The 21,612-nt window shown below is 47.5% G+C and carries 24 protein-coding genes; 3 read left to right on the forward strand and 21 right to left on the reverse strand.

Annotated elements, in window-relative coordinates:
* Positions 1–155 precede the first annotated feature (155 nt).
* Positions 156–1,034, reverse strand: coding sequence for a LysR family transcriptional regulator (locus EKM92_RS03815; protein WP_125708058.1), 879 nt, complete (start codon positions 1,032–1,034; stop codon positions 156–158).
* A gap of 103 nt (positions 1,035–1,137) precedes the next feature.
* Between EKM92_RS03815 and EKM92_RS03820 the strand changes: the two genes are divergently transcribed.
* From EKM92_RS03820 to EKM92_RS03830, 3 genes are read left to right on the forward strand one after another with little or no spacing between them, the layout of a single operon-like run.
* Positions 1,138–1,626 carry a GNAT family N-acetyltransferase gene (locus tag EKM92_RS03820; RefSeq protein ID WP_125708060.1) on the forward strand — a complete coding sequence of 163 codons (489 nt, stop codon included), beginning with the start codon at positions 1,138–1,140 and terminating at the stop codon, positions 1,624–1,626.
* Between the two features lie 41 nt (positions 1,627–1,667).
* Complete coding sequence (locus EKM92_RS03825) at positions 1,668–2,318, forward strand: TetR/AcrR family transcriptional regulator (RefSeq protein ID WP_125708062.1); 651 nt, start codon at positions 1,668–1,670, stop codon at positions 2,316–2,318.
* 10 nt (positions 2,319–2,328) lie between these two features.
* On the forward strand, positions 2,329–2,862 hold the full coding sequence (locus tag EKM92_RS03830; protein ID WP_420812558.1) for a DNA-3-methyladenine glycosylase I: 534 nt from the start codon (positions 2,329–2,331) through the stop codon (positions 2,860–2,862).
* A gap of 55 nt (positions 2,863–2,917) precedes the next feature.
* Here EKM92_RS03830 and EKM92_RS03835 read toward each other — a convergent pair whose 3' ends face one another.
* From EKM92_RS03835 to glyA, 20 genes are all read right to left on the reverse strand, one after another.
* On the reverse strand, positions 2,918–3,607 hold the full coding sequence (locus EKM92_RS03835) for a methionine ABC transporter permease (protein WP_125708066.1): 690 nt from the start codon (positions 3,605–3,607) through the stop codon (positions 2,918–2,920).
* Positions 3,604–4,656 carry a methionine ABC transporter ATP-binding protein gene (locus EKM92_RS03840; RefSeq protein ID WP_125708068.1) on the reverse strand — a complete coding sequence of 351 codons (1,053 nt, stop codon included), beginning with the start codon at positions 4,654–4,656 and terminating at the stop codon, positions 3,604–3,606. The genes EKM92_RS03835 and EKM92_RS03840 overlap by 4 nt, the downstream gene beginning before the upstream one ends.
* A gap of 157 nt (positions 4,657–4,813) precedes the next feature.
* Entirely contained in the window at positions 4,814–5,635 is an 822-nt protein-coding gene (locus EKM92_RS03845) for a MetQ/NlpA family ABC transporter substrate-binding protein (protein WP_125708070.1), read from the reverse strand.
* Between the two features lie 160 nt (positions 5,636–5,795).
* On the reverse strand, positions 5,796–6,617 hold the full coding sequence (locus tag EKM92_RS03850; protein WP_125708072.1) for a MetQ/NlpA family ABC transporter substrate-binding protein: 822 nt from the start codon (positions 6,615–6,617) through the stop codon (positions 5,796–5,798).
* Between the two features lie 457 nt (positions 6,618–7,074).
* Positions 7,075–8,211 carry an FtsW/RodA/SpoVE family cell cycle protein gene (locus EKM92_RS03855; RefSeq protein ID WP_125708519.1) on the reverse strand — a complete coding sequence of 379 codons (1,137 nt, stop codon included), beginning with the start codon at positions 8,209–8,211 and terminating at the stop codon, positions 7,075–7,077.
* Between the two features lie 541 nt (positions 8,212–8,752).
* Positions 8,753–8,974 carry a DUF2969 family protein gene (locus tag EKM92_RS03860; protein WP_054717119.1) on the reverse strand — a complete coding sequence of 74 codons (222 nt, stop codon included), beginning with the start codon at positions 8,972–8,974 and terminating at the stop codon, positions 8,753–8,755.
* Positions 8,967–9,266 (reverse strand): membrane protein insertion efficiency factor YidD, encoded by a 300-nt coding sequence (gene yidD, locus EKM92_RS03865; protein WP_125708074.1) that lies wholly within the window; start codon positions 9,264–9,266, stop codon positions 8,967–8,969. The genes EKM92_RS03860 and yidD overlap by 8 nt, the downstream gene beginning before the upstream one ends.
* Positions 9,266–9,436: a DNA-directed RNA polymerase subunit beta gene (locus EKM92_RS03870; RefSeq protein ID WP_125708076.1), complete on the reverse strand. Its 171-nt coding sequence runs from the start codon at positions 9,434–9,436 to the stop codon at positions 9,266–9,268. The genes yidD and EKM92_RS03870 overlap by 1 nt, the downstream gene beginning before the upstream one ends.
* A gap of 30 nt (positions 9,437–9,466) precedes the next feature.
* Positions 9,467–10,456 (reverse strand): rod shape-determining protein, encoded by a 990-nt coding sequence (gene mreB, locus EKM92_RS03875; RefSeq protein WP_054717113.1) that lies wholly within the window; start codon positions 10,454–10,456, stop codon positions 9,467–9,469.
* A gap of 124 nt (positions 10,457–10,580) precedes the next feature.
* On the reverse strand, positions 10,581–10,817 hold the full coding sequence (locus EKM92_RS03880) for a DUF1146 family protein (protein WP_125708078.1): 237 nt from the start codon (positions 10,815–10,817) through the stop codon (positions 10,581–10,583).
* 1,301 nt (positions 10,818–12,118) lie between these two features.
* Positions 12,119–12,550 carry a F0F1 ATP synthase subunit epsilon gene (locus EKM92_RS03885; RefSeq protein WP_125708080.1) on the reverse strand — a complete coding sequence of 144 codons (432 nt, stop codon included), beginning with the start codon at positions 12,548–12,550 and terminating at the stop codon, positions 12,119–12,121.
* A 13-nt stretch (positions 12,551–12,563) separates the two neighbouring features.
* Positions 12,564–14,015 (reverse strand): F0F1 ATP synthase subunit beta, encoded by a 1,452-nt coding sequence (gene atpD / locus EKM92_RS03890; protein WP_125708082.1) that lies wholly within the window; start codon positions 14,013–14,015, stop codon positions 12,564–12,566.
* A gap of 54 nt (positions 14,016–14,069) precedes the next feature.
* On the reverse strand, positions 14,070–14,990 hold the full coding sequence (locus tag EKM92_RS03895; RefSeq protein WP_125708084.1) for a F0F1 ATP synthase subunit gamma: 921 nt from the start codon (positions 14,988–14,990) through the stop codon (positions 14,070–14,072).
* Between the two features lie 11 nt (positions 14,991–15,001).
* Entirely contained in the window at positions 15,002–16,519 is a 1,518-nt protein-coding gene (gene atpA / locus EKM92_RS03900; protein WP_125708086.1) for a F0F1 ATP synthase subunit alpha, read from the reverse strand.
* 21 nt (positions 16,520–16,540) lie between these two features.
* Positions 16,541–17,086, reverse strand: a complete 546-nt coding sequence (gene atpH / locus EKM92_RS03905) for an ATP synthase F1 subunit delta (protein WP_164509888.1) — start codon at positions 17,084–17,086, stop codon at positions 16,541–16,543.
* On the reverse strand, positions 17,073–17,564 hold the full coding sequence (atpF, locus tag EKM92_RS03910) for a F0F1 ATP synthase subunit B (protein ID WP_125708090.1): 492 nt from the start codon (positions 17,562–17,564) through the stop codon (positions 17,073–17,075). The genes atpH and atpF overlap by 14 nt, the downstream gene beginning before the upstream one ends.
* A gap of 39 nt (positions 17,565–17,603) precedes the next feature.
* Positions 17,604–17,816 carry a F0F1 ATP synthase subunit C gene (gene atpE / locus EKM92_RS03915; protein ID WP_125708092.1) on the reverse strand — a complete coding sequence of 71 codons (213 nt, stop codon included), beginning with the start codon at positions 17,814–17,816 and terminating at the stop codon, positions 17,604–17,606.
* A 16-nt stretch (positions 17,817–17,832) separates the two neighbouring features.
* Positions 17,833–18,549: a F0F1 ATP synthase subunit A gene (gene atpB / locus EKM92_RS03920; RefSeq protein WP_125708094.1), complete on the reverse strand. Its 717-nt coding sequence runs from the start codon at positions 18,547–18,549 to the stop codon at positions 17,833–17,835.
* Between the two features lie 1,128 nt (positions 18,550–19,677).
* Positions 19,678–20,307 (reverse strand): uracil phosphoribosyltransferase, encoded by a 630-nt coding sequence (gene upp / locus EKM92_RS03925; protein WP_054718041.1) that lies wholly within the window; start codon positions 20,305–20,307, stop codon positions 19,678–19,680.
* Between the two features lie 49 nt (positions 20,308–20,356).
* Positions 20,357–21,589, reverse strand: coding sequence for a serine hydroxymethyltransferase (gene glyA / locus EKM92_RS03930; protein WP_125708096.1), 1,233 nt, complete (start codon positions 21,587–21,589; stop codon positions 20,357–20,359).
* Positions 21,590–21,612: the final 23 nt, after the last annotated feature.

Consider the following 21,612-nt stretch of genomic DNA (forward strand, 5'->3'; position numbering starts at 1 on the left):
AATTGAAAAATTGTCATTATTTTTGTGAGGAAAAGCACCAAGAAGCCATTCGTAGCGCTTTCTTAGATGAATAAAAAATTTGAAAATAATGTGAGTCGTGACAAACCACAAGTTTTTACACGGATTCGCACAAGTTTTCCACAGATAATGCCAATTTATTTTTTGGCAGATTCACGCAATAATCGGGTAAATAAGCTGCCAGCTGCACTCAATTGCCGATAAGCGTACACTGCAGTTAAACTTTTCGTCGTCATGTCTGTCGGCAATGCGATCAATTCGCCATCATCGAGCTGCGATTGGACACAAAACTGCGGGAGAAACGCCACTCCTAAACCAGAAATTGCAGAATTGCGGATCGCTTCGATACTCCACAGCTCCATATTCGGTTGCAAGCGAATGCGTTTGGCGGCCAAATAGGCATTGAACAACTCTAAATAACGGGCATGCGGGTCGTTCATTAAGCCGCAAACTGCTTTTGATTGACCTGGCGTGACGAAATCTTGTTGGGCCGCAGTTAATGCGGGACTGCCGACTAACACCAACGGATAGTCACCGTATGTGTCAGTATGGACACTGGCAGGATAATCGCGAACATCATAATGCACCGCAATATCCACTTGTCCGTCAGCCATTTGTGCATAAATGTCGTAACAATTCAGCACGCGGATCACCAATTCGACCCCAGGGGCTTGTTGTTTGAAATCATGTAACACACCTTGCAGTTGATAGGTCAACAAGGTTTCTGGAACGGCCACCACTAAGCGGCCGACAAGCCCGTCAGCATTTTGGGCAAAACGTTGCAGCGCCGCTTCATCTTCGAGGAGTTGATCGATCAACGGCATCGCCGCAGTCCCTTTGGCAGTTAACACCATTTGTCTGCCTACTTTGGTAAACAATTGCACCCCTAGTTGCACTTCCACTTGTTGCACTTGAAAGGTGACAGTTGAAGGCGCGTAGTTCAATAAAGCCGCCGCTTTTTGAAACGAGCCAGCAGCTTGAATGGTTTGGACAGTTTTTAAATATTTCAAGTCCATAGTTAGTTCAACCTTTTTGAAGTATGAGTTCGAATGTTTCGACTAGACTGAAGCAAACGACACCTATAGACTAACAGATATTGATGCAAAATGGGAGGCAACTATGAAAATATCACCTTATACATCCGATCCACACACCACTGCCGAATTGATCGACTTGATTCTTTACTGCCAAAATACCGAAGCGCAACTCAACATCACCATGGCAGAACAACCCGATGTGTTGATGATCCCTGAATATTATCAAGCACGCGGCGGGGAGTTTTGGGTGGCCACTCAGCAAGGCCACGTCGCCGGCTGTATTGCGTTACTCCCTGTGGATAAACACACCGCTGTTTTGAAAAAGTTCTTCACTTATCCCCAGTTTCGTGGCGGTAACGTGCATCTTGGTTGGCAGTTGTACCAAAGCTTCTTGGCATATGCTCAAGCCCACCACTTCAAACGCATCGTTCTCGACACCCCAGAAGGTGAGCATCGCTCGCATCAGTTTTATGAACGGCAAGGCTTTAAACAAATTCCCTTTGAACAGCTCGGTGTCGACTATGCGTTTCCTGATCGACACAGTCGCTTTTATATCTTGGATCTGGCGTAATTGTGGTATCCTGAAAGTATTGAAACCACAAGGAGCCGCCTATGTCTGTCAATAAAATTTCCACCTTGTTTACCAGCACCTTAAAAAATTCTGATTTATCAGAAAAACAACAAGCTGTCCTCACCGCTTGTTTAGAACTTTTCTCTGAACAAGGTTATGAAAATACCTCAACGGCTGACATCGCCAAACGTGCCCGCGTCGCAGAAGGCACGGTATACAAGCATTTCAAAACCAAACAAGAGATCCTCAACGCCATTTTAAAGCCGATGACTGATACTGTGGTCCCAGAAGTCGCCGCAGAATTCGTTGATCAGATCCAGCCTGATCAGTTCACGAGCTTAGAGGCATTATTGCGCTTTGTCGTCGCCGACCGCTTGCAGTTTGCCTTAGATAACCGCGCGATCATTCGCGTCTTTGCCCAACAAGCCTTCGTCCGTCAAGATCTGCTACAAAAAGTCCTCACCACCTTAAATACGCAATTTAACCACGGCTTCTTACCCGCGCTGCATCAACTCCAAGCACGCGGCGAAATGGTGAAATGGGAGGATGTCCGGATCTTTCGGTTGATCGGCAGCACGGTGTTAGGATACGCCTTGCCTGTGGTGATGATGCCTGCAGGAACTTCGACTTTTGATTTTGAAAAGTCAACGAATGAAATTGTGGAAACGTTGTCGAAAGCCTTCAGCGCTTAGGAGGGACATGATGGCAGACGAAATTTTTTGGCCAGACTCAGATCCTTTGTTACGCAAATATTATGATAACGAATGGGGCTTCCCGGAACACGACGATCAAAAGCTGTTTGAATTATTGACCCTTGAAGGCATGCAAGCAGGCTTATCTTGGTTGACTGTGCTCCGCAAACGTCAGGCTTTCGTTGATGCTTTTCATCAATTCGACATTGAGACTGTCGCAAAAATGTCCACAACAGACGTCGATGACTTAATGAAAAATCCGAATTTGATCCGCAGTCGCAACAAACTCAACAGCGTCATCACCAATGCGCAAGCGATTCAAAAGGTGCAACAAGAATTTGGAAGCTTTGACGAATTTCTCTGGCAATTCGTTGATCACTCCCCCATCATCAATCACCCCACCTCAAACGCCGATATCCCGACTCAAACGGAATTGTCTCAAACTGTCGCCAAAGCCTTGAAAAAACGCGGCTTCAAGTTCGTGGGGCCGGTGATCACTTATAGCTTCTTACAAGCAGCAGGACTGGTGAACGATCGTTTCTAAACGCATAACAAAAGACCGTCGAAAAATTTCGACGGTCTTTTTGATACCCTTAATTTTAGTGTTGCAGTTTGCGAGTAATGATATCCCCAACAAATTGGAAAATGAACACCATGACCAAAATGAGGATCGTTGCGACCCAAACGACATCGTTTTGGAAGCGTTGGTACCCCATCGCAATGGCCATGTTCCCTAAACCACCACCACCAACGGCACCAGCCATGGCAGTCAAACCGACGACAGAAATTACTGTTAAGACAGTGACCCGGACTAATTCACCTAAGCCTTCACGTAAATACACGCGGAACACAATGCCCATGGGACTGATCCCCATCGCTTCAGCAGCTTCGATCACCCCAGGGTCAACCGTGACTAAGGCATTTTGCACTTGGCGCGCGAAAAATGGTGCGGTGCCGGCGATCAATGGCACTAACGCCGCCGTCGCCCCGATCCCAGTCCCGACGATGGCGTGAGTAACAGGATACATTACCGCCAGCAAAATAATGAATGGGATCGCCCGGAAGATGTTGACGATTTTATCTAAAATAAAGTATGCCACGCGGTTTTGCAATAAGCCGTGGTCATCCCACAACACCAACAACACCCCAAGGATCAACCCGAGGATCGCAGACACGATCATGGTGACGACCGTCATATACAAAGTTTGCCAAATGGCTTGCACAAAGCCGCCATCGCCATTCCAAATCGGCACAACGTTTGGTAAATAGTGTTCAAAAAAGCTCATTATTCTGCCTCCGTGGTAATGTGTTGCACTTGCACGTCGTTATCGGCCAAGTACTTGAAGGTGCGGTCAATGTCAGCTTGGGTGCCTGACAACACAACGATCAAGTTCCCAAATGGCGTCCCTTGTAAGATTTGAATGTCACCAAACAAAATGTTGGCCGTGACATTGAAATCTTTGTACAACGTTGCGACTAATGGTTGATCAGTGGACGCACCTAAGTAAGTCAACCGCACCAATTGGTCGGCGCCTTTTAAATGCGCAACTGCTGGTTGTTTGCGAACAGATTCGATCGCCGCATCTAATTGCAAAGTGGTGTCGATGAAGTCTTTGGTCAATTGTTCTTGCGGTTTGGCGAAAATGTCCAACAAACTCCCACGTTCAATGATGCGACCAGCATCCATGACGGCGACTTTGTTACAGATCTGCTTCACAGCTTCCATTTCATGGGTGATCAACACAATGGTCAAGCCTAAGGTCTCATTGAGTTCTTTCAACAAGTCCAAAATGGAACTGGTGGTTTTAGGATCCAGCGCAGAAGTCGCTTCATCAGAAATCAGAATTTCAGGATCTGAAGCTAACGCGCGGGCAATGCCGACCCGTTGTTTTTGACCGCCTGATAACTCAGTTGGAAAAGCCGTCGCCCGGTCTTCCAAGCCAACGAGTTTCAACATTTCAGTGACTTTTTTGTCGATTTCAGCTTTTGATTTCAAGCCTTTTAATGGGAAAGCGACGTTTTCAGCGATAGTCAGCGAGTTCATCAAGTTGAAGTGTTGGAAGATCATCCCGATGCGTTTGCGTTCAGTCCGCAATTGCTTGGGGCTTAACGCCAACATATCTTCTCCTAACACGTTCACTGCACCACTGGTTGGGCGCTGCAGTAAGTTGATAGTGCGCACCAACGTTGATTTGCCGGCGCCAGAGTAGCCAACCACACCATAAATATCGCCGCGTTCAACAGTGAGATCCACGTGATCGACCGCGTGGACACTACGGTTTTTTTCACGAAATTGTACATCCACGTCGCTTAACGTGATGACTGCTTCTTTTGCCATGCATTCTTCCTCGTTTCTTCTCGTCGCATTTTACAAACGAAAGCGGCACAACATTGCGTGCCGCTCAGCGTTATCTAGTTTACCACAATCGCAAGCTGTTGCGACAGGTGCAAAATTTTAGGATCGTTCGTCGAGCTGCGCCAAGCAACGCTCTGGCCTACTTCCAAGCTGGAACCGTGGTGCCTTTGTAAACTTTCTTCATTAACTTCGCAGTTTCTTTGGTTTGATAAGCCTTGACGATTTTTTGATACGTCTTGTTCTTCTTATCTTTAGCGGACTTTGCAGAAATGAAGTTGATGTACGGACTAGACTTGTCGGTGATTTTTTCAACGGCGATGGAATCTTTGATCTTCAACTTCGCAGCAGCAGCGATATCGTTGTTAACGACCGCAGCGGCAACATCATTCATTGAACGGGCCGTTTGCGCAGAATCAAGCGGTTTGATCTGCAAGTCGAGCTTGTTTTCAGTGATATCTGCAGTTGAAGGACTCTTCACACCAGCTTTAAGCTTGATGACTTTTTCTTGGGCCAACAAGTTCAACGCGCGGCCTTCGTTAGAAGCATCGTTTGGTACGGATACCGTGTCCCCTTTTTTCAAATCATTCAATGATTTGATCTTAGTGGAATAGGCGCGGATCGGACCGAGGTAAGTGTCGCCGATGGAGACGATCTTGGTGCCATGCTTTTTGTTCCAATCATCCAAGAAGGTGTAGTTTTGGAAGGCGTTCAAGTCGACGTCGCCATCTTGTAAGGCTTTGTTTGGCGTGTTGTAATCGGTGAATTGCACCAACTTAATGTTGACGCCTTGTTTTTTGAGGCGCTTTTGAATGTTAGACCAGATCTCCACGTCATTGCTCATGATGCCGACTTTGACGGTTTTGTCAGCAGAACTGGAACTGCTGGAATTGCCGCAAGCGGCTAATGCTAAAACTGGTAAGGCCACTGCAACAGTGGCAACGATTTTCTTCCATAACTTCATAAGCGATAACCTTCTTTTTTAATTGAAAACTTTGATGTCGTCGAGCTACTTCAAGCAACGCTGATACGTCTAGCTACGCCTCAGCAATCGGACCAAAACCCGGTCCAAGCACTGAGGCTAGGCTACCCGATCAGCTAAATGCGCTTGAATCCGCTCTGGTTTACTTCCAGGCTGGAACTGTAGAACCTTTGTAGTACTTCTTCATTAACTTTTCAGTTTGGCTGGTTTGGTAAGCCTTGACGATCTTCTTGTAAGTGGCGTTCTTCTTGTCTTTCTTAGAAGCAGCGGCAATGATGTTAATAAATGGTGCAGAGTTCTTGCCGATCTTTTCAACGGAGATCGCTTTGCTTGGGGTGAGCTTTGCGGCAGCGGCGATATCGTTGTTGACGATGGCAGCGTCCACATCGTTCATGGAGCGAGCCGTTTGAGCAGCGTCAAGTTCAGTGATCTTCAAGTTCAACTTGTTTTCGGTGATGTCGCGAGTGGTTGGGTTCGTGACGCCAGCCTTAAGTTTGATCAACCCTTTTTGTTCAAGGAGTTGCAAGGCACGGCCTTCGTTGGCAGCGTCGTTAGGAACAGAAACCGTGTCGTCTTTTTTCAATTCAGACAAAGACTTGATTTTGTTGGAGTAAGCGCGCATTGGGCCGAGGTAAGTGTTCCCAACAGAGGTGATGGTATCTTTATGCTTCTTGTTCCAAGCGTCCATGAATTGAACGGTTTGGAAAGAGTTCAATTGGATATCGCCATCATCCAACGCTTTGTTTGGCGTGTTGTAGTCGGTGAATTCGACTAACTTAATGTTGACGTCTTGTTTCTTAAGGCGCTTTTGAATGTCTTGCCAAATTTCTTTATCGTTGGTCATGATCCCCACTTTAACCGTTTTGTCAGCAGAGCTAGAGCTGCTGGAGTTCCCACAAGCCGCTAAAGCAAATACTGGTAATGCAATTGCCACGCTGGCAACAATTTTCTTCCACAATTTCATGTCGTAAATCCCCCTATAAATTAAATGCCTATGTCTTTTGCAACAAACAAAAACCGCTCCTAACCAAAGTTAGAAGCGGTTTATCCCGCGGTACCATTCTAATTCAACAGCCATGCTGTCCTCACTAACGCGTCAAACAACGCGCGTGCGAGATAATGGTCGCCACCCATTGCAGCCTTAGGAATTCCCTCGGTGCACCGATCCGTGAGCCATTCTCAAGTGTGCTTGCTACCCCGCTCTCAGCAATCCGGGTTTTCTGTACAGCCTTGCACGCTATCTCTCTCACATCGTTCGTTTGTTGCTTTGAATTGTCTTTGATATTACAAGGTAAATGAGTAAATGTCAACACTTGATGAGAAAAAAATGAGTTTTTGTTGATCAGCCTTCGAAAAAGTTTTGAAAATTCAAGATTTTGCCAACGAAAAACGCCCAGCCGCAGCCAGACGTCACAACACGTTTATTCAAACCCTTCGCTGTCCCCTGAGAACATATAGCTTTGGTGATGGAACCGCATCGACAGTACCATCCCCACACATAACATATCCGCTAGCAAGAATGATCCCCCTTGGGAGATGAATGGCAGCGGGATCCCAGTTAATGGCAACAACCCGATGTTCATGCCGATATTTTCAAACACGTGGAATAAGATCATCATGATCACGCCAGTGCAGATATAAGCATAGAATTCGTTTTTGGTATCAAAGGTCACGCGGATCATTTGATAGATCAACAACATGTACAACAAGATCACCACCGCACAGCCGATAAAGCCGAATGCTTCACCGATCGTCGAGAAGATCATATCAGATTCCCGCACTGGAACCGTGACTTTCAAGTTGTTGAAGCCTTTACCCGTCAATTGACCAGAACCGATGGCTTTCATCGATTGCCACAATTGATAAGAATCCCCTGACGTCGCGCCACTAGGGTTCATCCATGAGTCGATGCGAGAGAACTGGTATGCTTGAAAGCCGACTTTTTCTAACAAATGCCGACCCCAAGTTTGCGTGACCATCACGATCGCGCCGCCGCCGATGACGACAGCACCGCCAGCAATCGGGCCAATGATCTTCCAGGTGGTGCCAGATACGAGTACTACCCCAGCAAAAATCGCTAAGAACACCAACATCGTCCCAAAGTCATGTTGTAATAACATTAAGATGAGCACAGGCAGCGTCCATAAGAACATCGTCCCGATCAACCGCCAATCATTGGCAGTGGAATGTGAATATTGCGTATTGTGTTGGGTGACCACGCGCCCTAGCATTAAAATATATGCCGGCTTCATCACTTCTGAAGGTTGGAAAGTGATCGGACCGACACTGAACCAACTTTTCGCCCCAGTCGACGCGGCAACGCTACGCGAGTATAAAAACAGCACCGCGATCAACAAGAAGATCCCTAAGCCATATAGGATCGGTGCCACGCGCCACAGTTGCTCGGCGTCAAATTGCATCACGAAAAAGATCCCGACGCCACCGATCACATACCACACCGCTTGCATGATCATCGCATGCGTTGGCGACGAACTTGCTGACGAGTCATGAACGACTGCCATATAAATGGCCGCCATCCCGATCAATGCCAGTAACATCACTGATAAAATGATCCCATAATCAATGCGGTTTTCGTTTCTGTTTTCAGTTACTTCTTGTGCCAAGAGTTCAGCTCCTTCATCATGTTTCTTGTTTGCAAGGTGGCATTGAGACTTTCGGTCGTCAGTCCAAATCCTTCAGTCAACTGGCCGCCTTGCTTCCCCACGTCGCACACCAGTTATCATCATAAACACGCGATTGGGGAGTCGTGGTCGCGGCTGAGGAAATCATCTGTCAGCGTAAAGCGACTGGCGGAAGGTGCGGCTGAAATCATCGAACGTGGCAGAACAATCAGTTGAGACAGTGAACTTCTGACTCAGCTGATTGTTCAGGTAAAATCAAAGACGCAGTTTTGGGCTTTGATTTTAGGCGAAAGAGCATCGGCGTTTTGTGCCGATTTCTGCAGCCGGCCGGCCACGAGAGATGATTTCAGTCGCACCGTGGCGCCGATCGTCCACAACTTCGAGATTTTCTTGCCACCCCTATTACAACAAAAACCACGCCAAAAAGCTATCCTGGCGTGGCAATCGTAAGCTTGTCTTAACTGTGGTGGAGGTGAAATTCGCTGATCAAGAAGTTGACCGCGTCGTCCATCGACTTGAAGTGGTTCGCCCGACTTTCACCGGCTAAATACGCGTTGAAACGTCCTTCGACAGTTTCGACATAGCCGATTTCATTTTTGTTGACCGTCAAGACGGATACCGTGTGCCCGTTACGCGTCACATCTTCTTGAACGACTTGAATCTTTTGTTCCTTAGCCATTATTGCCTCCGTGGTAATGTTCCCAATTCATGGTTTCATCAATATTTTTATCTGGGTCAGGGTTGCGGCGCAAAGTGAAGTAATCCGGCACCGGATCCACGCCACCTTTAGCAAAAGGATTGCACCGCAAGATCCGCGCGATCCCCATTAAGCTACCTTTGACCGCGCCATGTTTAACTAATGCCTGATAGGTATAAGTCGAACAGGTCGGATAATAGCGGCAGCTCGGCGGCAGTAGTGGTGAGATCGCCGCTTTATAAAAACTCACCAGCGCCATTAAAATGTATTTCATTATTTCAAGAAATCAGTGATATGCAACCAAGTGCTTGGCATAAACACTGCCCAAGGATCGCCGCCACCGATGGCAAATCCCACCATGGCGCCAATGATCAAGGCGATAATGGCAATTAAAACGCCCCAAGCAATTTTTCTCAAAATGCGATTGGCATAATGTGCGCTCATTGGCGACCCTCCTTTGATCACAAAATAATCTTAATACTGCTTATGGTGAGCGATATTGTCTAACAACACGCCAGTCCCTAAAGCAACGGCGTCTAATGGATCATCAGCTAACAACACTGGCACTTTGAGTTCTTGAGCGAATAACTTGGAGATGCCTTTCAACAAGGCACCACCACCAGTTAACATCACGCCGCGGTCAATGATATCAGCAGACAATTCTGGTGGGGTTTGTTCCAAGACGTCTTTAGCAGCGGCAACGATTTGCATCATCGTGTCATGCAAGGCTTCAGACACTTCAGCACTGGTGACGATCACTTCGCGAGGCAAGCCAGTGGCAATGTCGCGGCCGCGCACTTCGATTGTTTCTTCAGGATCAGCTTCGTAAACGGCACCGATTTGAATTTTGATTTGTTCGGCAGTGTGTTCACCGATCAACAGCTTGTGTTTGTTTTTGACATAAGCGGCGATGGCGGCGTCCATTTTGTCCCCTGCTAAACGCAGAGAACGGCTCGTGACGATTTCGCCCATGGATAACACGGCGACATCAGAGGTGCCACCACCCATGTCGATGACCATGTTGCCTTGCGGTTGGAAAATATCGAGGCCGGCGCCGACAGCGGCCACTTTTGGTTCAAATTCCAAGTAGACGCGATGGCCACCGGACTTTTCAGCGGCTTGAATAATCGCCTTTTGTTCGATCGACGTCACATTGGTTGGCGCGCAGATCAAAATGTTTGGCTTAGACATAAAGCCTTTAACATTCAACTTGTTGATGAAATATTCCAACATCGCTTCAGTAATATCAAAGTCTGCGATCACGCCGTCTTTTAACGGACGAATCGATTTGATGTTACCAGGGGTACGGCCCACCATTTTATAAGCTTCGGTCCCAACTGCTAAAACCTTGCCAGATTTGGTGTCGATTGCCACGACAGATGGTTCGTTCAACACGATCCCTTTGCCTTTTACATTGATGAGAACGTTCGCCGTCCCCAAATCGATGCCGATGTCTTTTGCCATTATTTCTCTCCTTGATCCACTTTTAAGCCCACGCAGGCCATTATCTTCAACTTATCAATTTTACCATAGCACAAAGCTTGCCTCAACTAAGATTTCCTTAACCGCGAGGGTGCCGTACCGCTGCCTACTTCAACAAGTAAGGCAAGTTCGCCGACGCCGACAAGACGGATAAGAAAAATTGTGACACATTATAGCCGATGGCAATAGCGATGAACAACAATAATAAGCGACTCGCGCCCACATGATTGGGCCGCAAAAACTTATCAAACCGCACTGCCGACAACAAGCGGAAGCTGATGGCGATAAACAGCACATGTGACACGATGGTTAAAAATCCGGATAATCCCATTGATTGATACATGATCGCCCTCCATTTTCTGAAACTAGTATAGCAAAACAGCCGCGACTTTGCGCGGCTGTTGGCGAAAATGCTGAAGAAAATTAAACCTCTGACTTAGCATAGGTGTGATCGAGGACTTTATCGTTGCCCCAGGTGAATAATCTGCGAATTCAAAAACCGCGGGTCAAAGTTTAACCTGGCTTGAAATGGAAAAGCGATAACAACTCAATCAGACTAAGCGTCCATCTTCAAACAAAAGTAAGCATCCAAAACCATCAACCCAAGCCAAGATAAAAAGATTTTCTGTCATTAACCACTGAATCTTGCATCTTCGTTATCGATCATGCCATAACCTGTTTTCAGGATTCAATTGTAAAAATGTTATTTACAAGGCACATTTTTTGCTGTAGTTTTTGATTTTTTGTGAGGTTTTTTCACCAAAATCAGACAGCATCAACAAAATCTGGTACCCAGCCAAAATCATTTCACGACACAACAAATCCACGAAATCAGGGCTAATTTCGTGGACTTCAATATACGATTACGTTCATATCGCTATTAAGTATCAGGTGGGTGTCTGCGTAGCCTTGGCTTATTGTACCTTAGCCGCTTTGATCGCTAATAGGCTCTGCATTGCCGTTCGCCTACAGGCTTCACCTGCTTCTCATGTCACCATGAGGCAGTACTTCCGCGTATACCTTGTTTGCGTCCACCAAACGAGACACTTCAGTACCGGCACTCTGGTATGGAAGAGCCAGCCATTAGAGTCACCTCACCTGACTGCGGATCGCTCTTCCTCGGTTTGCGAGGCACTTCCCCTCGTTGCGAAGTAATACTGACGACGTAGCCTTAGCCGCCCCTTCCTCCTCGATACCGCTTACAGAATAACACCGAAAAAAACAGAATTCCAGCATTAAATTGTAAATGTTTTGTATCTTGATAGTTAGTTTTCATTCTAAATAATAGTATTTGGCTCTGAGTTTTGTTATATTGGTCTACACAATAAAACTGATTGACAATACATCGTGAATGATTTTCGATTGTTTGTTTTATCTTTCGTATTTTAGCCGTGATATGAACGGAAGTGATCGGGCCTTGGGACGGAAGCTGACCGCCGCGACGTGGTGAGATTCTGGTAAGCGACAAGTCGCTTACCAGAACCCGCAGGGGAAGATCCGGCTGGTGGTGAGCGTAGCGAGACATCCAGGCTAGCTTCCCCGAGGACCCTCTCCACGTCGCGGCGGCCAGCTGGAGTCCCAAGGCCCGATCACTTCCACTACATAAAAAAATGACCAAGTCGTATGACTTGATCATTTTGGAAGTTACTTACCAGTTTTAACGTGGATCCGGTTGATGGCACGTTGCAAAGCGACTTGGGCGCGTTGCAATTCGTCAGTATCAGCCTTAGATTTCGCGTCATCGATACGACGTTGGGCCCGAGCACGAGCGGCTTCAGCACGCGTCAAATCAATATCGCGTTCACGTTCAGCAGAATCAGCGACGATGGAAGCGACGTTGCCGCTCATTTCCATGAAACCGCCGTTCACCGCGATGGCATCTTCATGACCTGGGTTATCCGTCCGCTTAACGCGAATTTCACCGATCACAAGAGGTGCAACGACTGGTTCGTGGTTGGCCATGATCCCCATTTCACCGGCGATGGTTTTCACCACCACCATGTCAGCATGGTGATCATAAACTAAACCGTTTGGGGTGACAATGTTCACCGTTAACACATTCGAAAGTTCAGCCATAATGCCTTACCTCCTAGTTTGCTGCGGCTTGCAAGTCATCTGATGCATTGGCGTCAGGATCAAAGCCCATCTTCTTGGCTTTTTCAACGACATCTTCGATACCGCCGACCAAACGGAAGGCTTCTTCTGGATAATCGTCATATTTACCATCGAGGATATCTTTGAACCCACGCACAGTGTCTTCGACCTTCACATACTTACCAGGTAAGCCAGTGAAGCGTTCGGCAACAGAGAAGGATTGTGACAAGAAGTTCTGGATCCGACGCGCACGCGCAACGGTGATCTTTTCGTCATCAGATAATTCATCCATACCTAAGATAGAGATGATATCTTGCAATTCCTTGTAACGTTGCAACACTTGTTGGACCTTCATGGCCACGTCATAGTGTTCTTGACCGACAATTTCAGGGGTCAACGCACTTGAAGTGGATTCCAATGGATCAACGGCTGGGTAGATCCCTTGTTGCGTCAAGCGACGTTCCAAGTTAGTCGTGGCATCCAAATGGGCGAAAGTCGTGGCAGGGGCCGGGTCGGTATAGTCATCGGCAGGCACGTAAACGGCCTGGATGGAAGTAACTGAACCCTTTTTCGTGGAAGTGATCCGTTCTTGCAATTGACCCATTTCAGTTGCCAACGTTGGTTGATAACCAACGGCAGAAGGGATCCGGCCAAGCAAGGCAGACACTTCAGAACCAGCTTGCGTGAAGCGGAAAATGTTGTCGATAAACAACAGCACATCTTGGCCTTCGACATCACGGAAGTATTCCGCGATCGTCAAACCAGTCAAGGCCACACGCATCCGGGCACCAGGTGGTTCGTTCATTTGACCGAACACCATGGCCGTGTTTTTCAAAACGCCAGAACCTTGCATTTCAAAATACAAGTCGTTCCCTTCACGGGTCCGTTCGCCGACACCAGTAAACACTGAAATGCCGCCGTGTTCTTCAGCGATGTTGTGGATCAATTCCTGGATCAAAACGGTTTTGCCGACACCGGCACCACCGAACAACCCAACTTTCCCCCCACGAAGGTAAGGTTCAAGCAAGTCGATGACTTTGATCCCAGTTTCAAGGATCTCAGAAGTCGTGTTAAGGTCTTCGAACGCAGGAGCTTCTCTATGGATAGCGTCGCGGCGGTGATCAGCCGCAAATTCAGGGCCGTTATCGATCGTCTCGCCTAACACGTTGAACACCCGGCCGAGGGTATCTTTACCAACAGGCACGGAGATCGAAGCACCAGTATCAGTAACTTCCATCCCACGTTGGAGCCCATCAGTAGAGTCCATCGCAACGGTACGCAACACGCCGTCGCCAAGTTGTAAAGTGACTTCAAGAGTTAACGTCTTGTCGTCAGACTTGGCAACAGTCAACGCATTGTTGATCGCTGGGGTTTCACCGTTAATAGGGAATTCGACGTCGACAACAGGGCCGATCACTTGCACGATTTTACCAGTATTATTACTCAATCAAATCGTCCTCCCTGTTGTAGATTCAAGCATAATGCTTGTTGAGTTTCATGATTATTCAAGCGCGTTAGCCCCGCCGACGATTTCCGTGATCTCAGTGGTGATAGCCGCTTGACGGGCCCGGTTATAGGTCACAGACAAGCGAGAGATCAAATCATTGGCGTTATCAGTGGCAGATTTCATGGCTGTCGTTGAAGCCGCATGTTCTGCAGTCTTCGCATCCATGATCGAACCAAAGATCAAGCTTTCAGCGTATTGTGGCAAAATTGCTTCCAACACAGCATCAGGATCTGGTTCTGTGAGGTAGTCGATATTTTTGTCAGCGACTTCCGAAACATCTAAGTCGGTGATCGGAAGCATTTTTTCAGCGCGGAATGCAGAAGTCAACGAGTTGACATGGTGGTTGTAGCAAACATAAAGTTCGTCAAACACACCAGAATCAAACATGGTGACCGCTGTTTTCACGATTTCGCGGACTTCATTGAACGTTGGAATGTCAGAAACACCCCGATATTCATAGGCCAAGTCCACACCGCGGGCTTTGAAGAAGTCAGCGCCAGTCCCACCAACAGCTAAAATGCAATATTCGTCAGGCGACTTGTGGTCGTCTTGGATCATTTGCATCATCGCTTTTAAAATGGTGGAGTTGTAGCCGCCGACTAACCCACGATCAGAAGTGATCACGAGGTAGCCAGTTTTCTTGACTTCGCGTTGTTGCAACAAGCTAGCGACTTGCATGACCTTTTTAGGATCTTGGTTGCCGGCTTGTTGGTTCGCTTCGATTTGCAACAGTTGGGCTGCTGCTAAATGCGTCACGATTTCACGCACCTTGTTGGCGTAGAGTTGGTAGTTATTCGCCCGCTTTTCGATTTGAGAAAGCTTGGCACCTGAAACCATTTGCATGGCTTGGGTGATCTGACCAGTTTTCTTCGTCGAAGCAATTTGGCGCTTGATGTCCATTAATGATTCAGCCATGCGGCACCTCCTTATTTCGCGTCGGTGCTAGCAGCGAACCCATCAGCAAAAGCTTTGATGGCGGCATCAAAGGAGTCGCCTTCAGGCAGTTTGCCAGTGTTTTTAATGGTATCAAGATCTTGTTTGTCGTTGGAGTCTAAGTAATCGGCTAAGCCAGCTTCAAAGCTAGCAATATCGTCGATCGCAATGGCATCCAAATACCCATGAGTCAACGCATAAAGGCTGGCCACTTGATATTCGACAGGCATTGGCTTGTGAACAGGTTGCTTTAAGACTTCAACTGTCCGCCGCCCACGGTTCAACTTCGCTTGCGTTGCCGCATCCAAGTCAGAACCAAATTGGGTGAAGGCTTCCAGTTCACGGAAGGACGCGAGGTCCAAACGTAAAGTCCCGGCAACTTTCTTCATCGCCTTGATCTGCGCATCACCACCAACACGAGAAACTGAAGACCCGGCATCGATGGCAGGACGTGTGCCTGAGTAGAACAGATCAGATTGTAAGAAGATCTGTCCATCGGTGATGGAGATCACGTTGGTTGGAATGTATGCGGAGATATCCCCTGCTTGCGTTTCAATGATCGGCAAAGCAGTCATTGAACCGCCGCCTAAATCATCAGACAATTTCGCGGCACGTTCCAACAAACGGGAGTGCGTGTAGAAAATGTCCCCAGGATAGGCTTCACGACCTGGAGCGCGACGCAGCAACAGGGATAATTCACGATAAGCAGTGGCTTGCTTGGTTAAATCATCATAAATGATCAACACGTGCTTGCCGTTGTACATGAATTCTTCACCCATCGCAGCCCCGGCATAAGGCGCGATATAAAGCATTGGTGCTGGTTCAGAAGGACCAGCAGTCAATACGATCGTGTAATCCATGGCACCATATTTCTTCAACGTTTCCACTTGGGCACGAACCGTAGAGTCCTTTTGCCCAATGGCGACGTAGACACAGATCATGTCTTGGTCTTTTTGGTTGATGATCGTGTCAATGGCGATCGATGTTTTACCAGTTTTACGGTCACCGATGATCAATTCACGCTGGCCACGGCCAATTGGAACTAATGCATCGATAGCTTTCAAACCAGTTTGCAACGGTTCCGTAACAGATTGACGTTGCATAACGCCTGGGGCTTTGACTTCGATAGGACGAGTTTTGGTCGTCTTGATCGGGCCATTGCCGTCGACAGGTTGTCCCAAAGAGTTAACAACGCGACCGATCATCGCTTCGCCAACAGGAACTTCCATGATCCGGCCAGTGCGTTTCACTTGGTCGCCTTCGTGAATGTCGTCAAAACTCCCAAGAATAATGATACCAACATCATTACTTTCAAGGTTTTGGGCCATCCCGTATGAGCCATTGCTAAATTGCAGTAATTCACTGGCCATCGCGTTTTCAAGGCCGGTCGCACGGGCGATCCCATCACCAACATAGGTAACAGTGCCGACTTCTTCAACATCGAGGTCATCTTGATAGTTTTCAAGTTGTTTTTTGATCAGAGAACTGATTTCCTCAGTCTTGATGCTCATCCGGTTCACCTCTTTTTCCAGTTACTTCGCGAGCAGTTGTGCCCGCAGTTTCCCTAAGCGCGTTGCCACAGACCCGTCGATAACAGCATCACGAGTTTGGACTTTCACCCCACCGAGCAAGGCCGGCTCAACTTGAGTGGTCATTTGCACGGATTTGGCGTGGAATTTATTGGCAATCGCAGCACTTAATGCTTGTTGTTGCGCTTCAGTCAATGCAACTGCCGTAGTGACAGTGGCATCGAGTTGTCCGATCGCATCAGCATACCGTTGATAAAAATCTGCGAAGATCAAAGGCAAAGCTGCCACGCGGCCATAATCAAAAGTCACTTGCAGTAAGTTGGCAACCAAAGTGGATGCTTCAGACTTTAAGGTATTGATCAAGGCTTGCTTATCTTCGAGTTTAACCGTCACGGCTGTCAATGTGGTCAACAAGCTAGGGTTTTGCGTCAACACTTGGCGCAATGAATCGAGCTCTTCGGACACCGCTTGAAGTTGGTCAGTTTCCTGTGCTGCTTCAAACAATGCGCGAGCATAACGCGGAGCTACAGTGGCATTAGTGATTGCCATTGACATCACCTAACCCTTTAATGTAGCCATCGATCAAAGCTTGTTGATCGTCTGCGTTTAATTCCTTGCCGATGATCTTCGTGGCAATTGCCAACGAAAGTTCAGCAACATCATCTTTAGCGCTGTTTAAGGCATCGGCTTTTTGTTGGGCGATGTCTTGTTGGGCGTTAGCTTTCAAAGTCGCGACTTCAGCATGAGCTGCGTCGACGAGTTCTTGACGTTGTTTTTCACCGTTTTGTTTTGCGGTAGACACAATTTTAACGGCATCGGCCTGGGAGTTTTTGAGCTCGGCTTGGCGCTTTTCAGCCAGCGCCTGGGCTTCAGTGCGGGCGTTTTCTGCATAATCTAAGTCGTTGTTGATCTTATCAGAACGTTCGCTCATCATTTTGGTCACAGGACCCCAAGCGAATTTCCCAACTAAGAACAGCAGCACGGCGAAGGTGAGCAACAGAAAAAGCGTATCACCTAATGAAGCCATGTGTAGCCACTCCCTTCTATCTGTTCACTCGTGAGTGAATTACTTCATCATTAACATGAAAGCAACAACGATAGACAGGATCGGCACGGCTTCGATCAAACCAACACCGATAAACATGGTTGAACGCAGAGCACCGGAAGCTTCAGGCTGGCGAGCCATCCCTTCCAAAGTCTTGGAGATAACTTGACCGTTACCATAAGAAGCGGCGAGCGCGGCGAGGCCGGCTGCGATAGCTGCGGCGATGTATTGCATATTATTCTTCCTCCTATTATTCAGAAACTACCTTGTGAGAGACATAAACCATCGCAAGGGTGACAAAAACGTATGCTTGGATCGACCCAATGAATACTGAGAACCCTTGCCAAACCATTTCCAACACGAAACCAACGATCAAACTTGTGATTCCGCCTGTACCTGAAAACGCAAATTGACGAATCAACAAGACCAGCACTTCGCCGGCAAAAATGTTCCCATACAGTCGCATGGCCAACGTCATGAAGTTCGTAAACTCTTCAATGATGTTGATCGGCAACAAGAACGACACTGGTTCGATATAGCCTTTCAAATACCCACCAAAGCCTTTCATGGCAACGGCAAAGTAATGAGACAATAACAACACCAGCATGGCCAAGCTCATCGTGATCACCGGATCTGCTGTTGGTGAGCGGAACCAGGTCTTTCCCCCAACATCGACTTGTAAGAACAAGCCGATTTGGTTATTCAGAAAGATAAACACAAACAGCACGAACGCCAACAAGCCAAAACGATTGCCTTCAGGACCAGGCATGGACTGTTTGACAATGCCGTTCGTGAAATCAATGAGATATTCTAAGACGTTCTGCTTGCCAGAGGGACGCAACTGCGGCTTACGTGATAGCCAAAAGACTAAACAAAATGCCAGCACCGCAGTGACTAAGATCCCAATGTCGTTCGTCAAATTAAACGTTAGCCCAAACAATTTAACGTAGGGATAACTTTCGTTCACAGAATTCACCTCCTTAACCGAAGCAATAGTTCTATGTAGGGCTCGTCAACCAACATTGACAGTCGGGCATTAACTATCGTTTCTAAAATCGCGGAATGTCCGGATACTTATCCTTCAAAACACAACCATTACTCTATCACCAAATGGTAGAAAAGACAAAGACTCTCGTCACATTTTTGTCATCTTGTCGCTTGGCTTTTCAATCCTTTTTTCATTGCTTGTCATAGTACTATTCAATTGGTTGAATAACGTCAAATGCCCATATGACGGCCTGTCACTGATGCCTATTGGGGTTTGCAGGCGTCGTCGGTCCCTTCAATCGCCTTTAGGTGGCGCTTACATTCCATTTTGAGCTTAAACATGAAAGTTCGCTTACATCTGTTACAAATTTCGGTTTTCAACTGTACTTACAAGCGAAATCTTCCAGCTAGCTATGCCGCGTGCATCTGGTACGAAAAGCTGTGGGCTCCGACGATTTGGCGTCACTGCGGTGAATTGGACAAGTTGCCGTGCGGCCGCCTGCAGAAATCGGCAAGAACCGCCGATGTTACGGGTCTTCGACGCATTTTGAACCAAAGAAAATCACTTTGTTTCAAAATCTGCCGGTGAAATCTGCGCGAACCGCCAAAAACCGGCGTTTCACGTATTTCACTCCCACAAGCAATTGTCCCATTCACCTCCGTTTTGCCAAATCATCTCCACCCACAGCTTTTCTTCGTTGCTATCACTAGCTTACAAATCCAATACACTGACGTTAAGACGTCGTTCATCAGATCAAATTTGATATGAGATCAACGTCGGTTTCAGTGTTTCGTAGCCATCAGGTGACATCGGTTTACGTCGTGGAAGTGATTTGAAATGGGAACGGAAGCTGACCGCCGCTACATGGTGAGATTCTCGTTAGCGACTTGTCGCTTACGGAAAGCCGCAGGTCGAAATCCGGCGAGTGGCGAGTGGAGCGAGACAGCTCGGCTAGTTCGGCTCGGCCGAGGACCCTCACCATACAGCGGCGAGCCAGCTGGAGTCCCCATTTCAAATCACTGCAACGGTGAGAACCCACTGACGCTGACAATATTGATATTAAAAAAATAAGGCTGAGACGAAAGGTCTCAACCTTATTGCAAAACTTTATTTGGTACCGAACAAACGGTCACCGGCATCGCCTAAACCAGGAACGATGTAACCGTCTTTGTTCAAGTGATCATCTAATGATGCGGCGTAAATGTCAACATCAGGATGGGCTTCTTGAACAGCTTTAACCCCTTCTGGAGCCGCCACTAACACGACCAAACGCATGGAGGTCGCACCACGCTTCTTCAACGCTTCGATCGCCATGTTGGCAGAACCACCAGTAGCGAGCATTGGGTCAACAATGATCAAATCACGTTGATCGATGTCCGTTGGCATTTTAACGAAGTATTCATGTGGCTTCAAGGTCACTTCGTCGCGGTACATACCGATATGCCCCACTTTAGCAGCTGGGATCAATTCCAAAACGCCGTCGACCATACCAAGGCCAGCCCGTAAAATCGGAACGACAGCTAATTTCTTACCTGCGAGTTCTTTTTGGACCGTCTTGCCCATTGGGGTCTCGATTTCAACGTCTTCCAACGGTAAGTCGCGGGTGATTTCATAAACCATCAATTCCGCAATTTCGTTGGCGACTTGACGGAACTCCTTGGTCCCGGCGTTCTTGTCGCGAATCAAAGTCAGCTTGTGTTGAATCAGTGGGTGGTTCAAAACCGTAAATTTGCCCATGCTAGTTAGGTCCTCCTTCAAATTTATGCGCCGATGCGCAAAACCTTATCTATGATAAAGGATGAAGGGCAGTTAACGCAAGGACTGATTGCTTAATTTCTGCAAGTTTTGCTGGATCTTCACGATTAGCGATGGCAGCAGAGATCAATTTTGCTACTTGTTTGCATTCTGCTTCATTGAAACCACGCGTGGTGATGGCAGCTGAGCCGATGCGGACACCTGAAGTTTTGAATGGGCCATTTTGTTCGCCTGGCACTTGGTTTTTGTTGGTAGTGATATCAACAGTATCCAACAGATCTTGAACATCCCGACCAGTGACGCCGTAACCGGTGACGTCTAACAAGACCATATGGTTATCAGAACCACCAGAAATCATTTTCAAATGTTCATCTTCGGCAAAGCCTTCACACATCGCTTGGGTGTTTTTGACGATTTGGGCAGCGTAAGTCTTAAATTCAGGCTTCAATGCTTCGCCTAAAGCCACTGCCTTAGCTGCGATCACATGATCTAATGGCCCACCTTGGATCCCTGGGAACACTGCAGAGTTGATGGCTTTGCCATATTGCGCTTTGGCTAAGATCATCCCGCCACGAGGACCGCGTAAGGTTTTATGCGTTGTGGTGGTCACAACATCCGCATATGGGACTGGGTTCATGTGCGCACCACCAGCTACCAAGCCAGCAATATGCGCCATGTCGACCATCAAAAAGGCCCCAACGCGATCGGCAATGTCACGAAAACGGGCAAAATCGATTTTGCGGCTATACGCAGAAGCCCCAGCCACGATCATGCGTGGATGAATTTCTTCAGCAAGGGCTTGGATCTTGTCATAATCCAAACGGCCAGTTTCAGGATCTAAGCCGTAATGATAGAAGTGATAAGTTTGACCAGAGAAGCTGACCGCAGCCCCGTGAGTCAAATGGCCCCCATCAGTTAGATCCATGGCTAAGACTTTGTCACCATCTTCAAGAAAAGCACGGTAAGTCGCCATGTTCGCGCCAGAGCCTGAATGCGGTTGAACGTTCGCATATTCGGCGCCAAACAGTTCCTTAGCGCGGTCGATGGCGAGCTGTTCGATCACATCGATATACTGATTACCGCCATAATAACGGTGGCCAGGGTAGCCTTCAGAATATTTATTGGTCAACACCGAGCCTTGAGCAGCGCGAACCGCTGGGCTGACAATGTTTTCAGAAGCGATCAATTCAATGTTGTGCTGTTGGCGTTGTTCCTCATCATGAATTGCAGTAAACACTTGTGGATCATAATCGTTAAAGTCCAATGTCTTGTACCCCTTTCTGAAAG

Source organism: Lacticaseibacillus porcinae, from assembly GCF_003946305.1.
GTDB lineage: Bacteria > Bacillota > Bacilli > Lactobacillales > Lactobacillaceae > Lacticaseibacillus > Lacticaseibacillus porcinae.

Excerpts from the sequence above, each read along its gene's own strand:
- atpF (WP_125708090.1), bottom strand. The coding sequence starts at position 17,564 with ATGGCTTCATTAGGTGATACGCTTTTTCTGTTGCTCACCTTCGCCGTG.
- upp (WP_054718041.1), bottom strand. The coding sequence starts at position 20,307 with ATGGGCAAATTTACGGTTTTGAACCACCCACTGATTCAACACAAGCTG.
- EKM92_RS03850 (WP_125708072.1), bottom strand. The coding sequence starts at position 6,617 with ATGAAATTGTGGAAGAAAATTGTTGCCAGCGTGGCAATTGCATTACCA.
- EKM92_RS03825 (WP_125708062.1), top strand. The coding sequence starts at position 1,668 with ATGTCTGTCAATAAAATTTCCACCTTGTTTACCAGCACCTTAAAAAAT.
- atpE (WP_125708092.1), bottom strand. The coding sequence starts at position 17,816 with ATGCAATACATCGCCGCAGCTATCGCAGCCGGCCTCGCCGCGCTCGCC.
- yidD (WP_125708074.1), bottom strand. The coding sequence starts at position 9,266 with ATGAAATACATTTTAATGGCGCTGGTGAGTTTTTATAAAGCGGCGATC.
- EKM92_RS03845 (WP_125708070.1), bottom strand. The coding sequence starts at position 5,635 with ATGAAGTTATGGAAGAAAATCGTTGCCACTGTTGCAGTGGCCTTACCA.
- atpH (WP_164509888.1), bottom strand. The coding sequence starts at position 17,086 with ATGGCAATCACTAATGCCACTGTAGCTCCGCGTTATGCTCGCGCATTG.
- EKM92_RS03895 (WP_125708084.1), bottom strand. The coding sequence starts at position 14,990 with ATGGCTGAATCATTAATGGACATCAAGCGCCAAATTGCTTCGACGAAG.
- EKM92_RS03885 (WP_125708080.1), bottom strand. The coding sequence starts at position 12,550 with ATGGCTGAACTTTCGAATGTGTTAACGGTGAACATTGTCACCCCAAAC.
- mreB (WP_054717113.1), bottom strand. The coding sequence starts at position 10,456 with ATGGCAAAAGACATCGGCATCGATTTGGGGACGGCGAACGTTCTCATC.
- atpA (WP_125708086.1), bottom strand. The coding sequence starts at position 16,519 with ATGAGCATCAAGACTGAGGAAATCAGTTCTCTGATCAAAAAACAACTT.
- EKM92_RS03815 (WP_125708058.1), bottom strand. The coding sequence starts at position 1,034 with ATGGACTTGAAATATTTAAAAACTGTCCAAACCATTCAAGCTGCTGGC.
- EKM92_RS03870 (WP_125708076.1), bottom strand. The coding sequence starts at position 9,436 with ATGAGCGCACATTATGCCAATCGCATTTTGAGAAAAATTGCTTGGGGC.
- EKM92_RS03855 (WP_125708519.1), bottom strand. The coding sequence starts at position 8,211 with ATGTTACTGGCATTGATCGGGATGGCGGCCATTTATATGGCAGTCGTT.
- EKM92_RS03820 (WP_125708060.1), top strand. The coding sequence starts at position 1,138 with ATGAAAATATCACCTTATACATCCGATCCACACACCACTGCCGAATTG.
- EKM92_RS03880 (WP_125708078.1), bottom strand. The coding sequence starts at position 10,817 with ATGTATCAATCAATGGGATTATCCGGATTTTTAACCATCGTGTCACAT.
- EKM92_RS03860 (WP_054717119.1), bottom strand. The coding sequence starts at position 8,974 with ATGGCTAAGGAACAAAAGATTCAAGTCGTTCAAGAAGATGTGACGCGT.
- EKM92_RS03830 (WP_420812558.1), top strand. The coding sequence starts at position 2,329 with ATGGCAGACGAAATTTTTTGGCCAGACTCAGATCCTTTGTTACGCAAA.
- EKM92_RS03840 (WP_125708068.1), bottom strand. The coding sequence starts at position 4,656 with ATGGCAAAAGAAGCAGTCATCACGTTAAGCGACGTGGATGTACAATTT.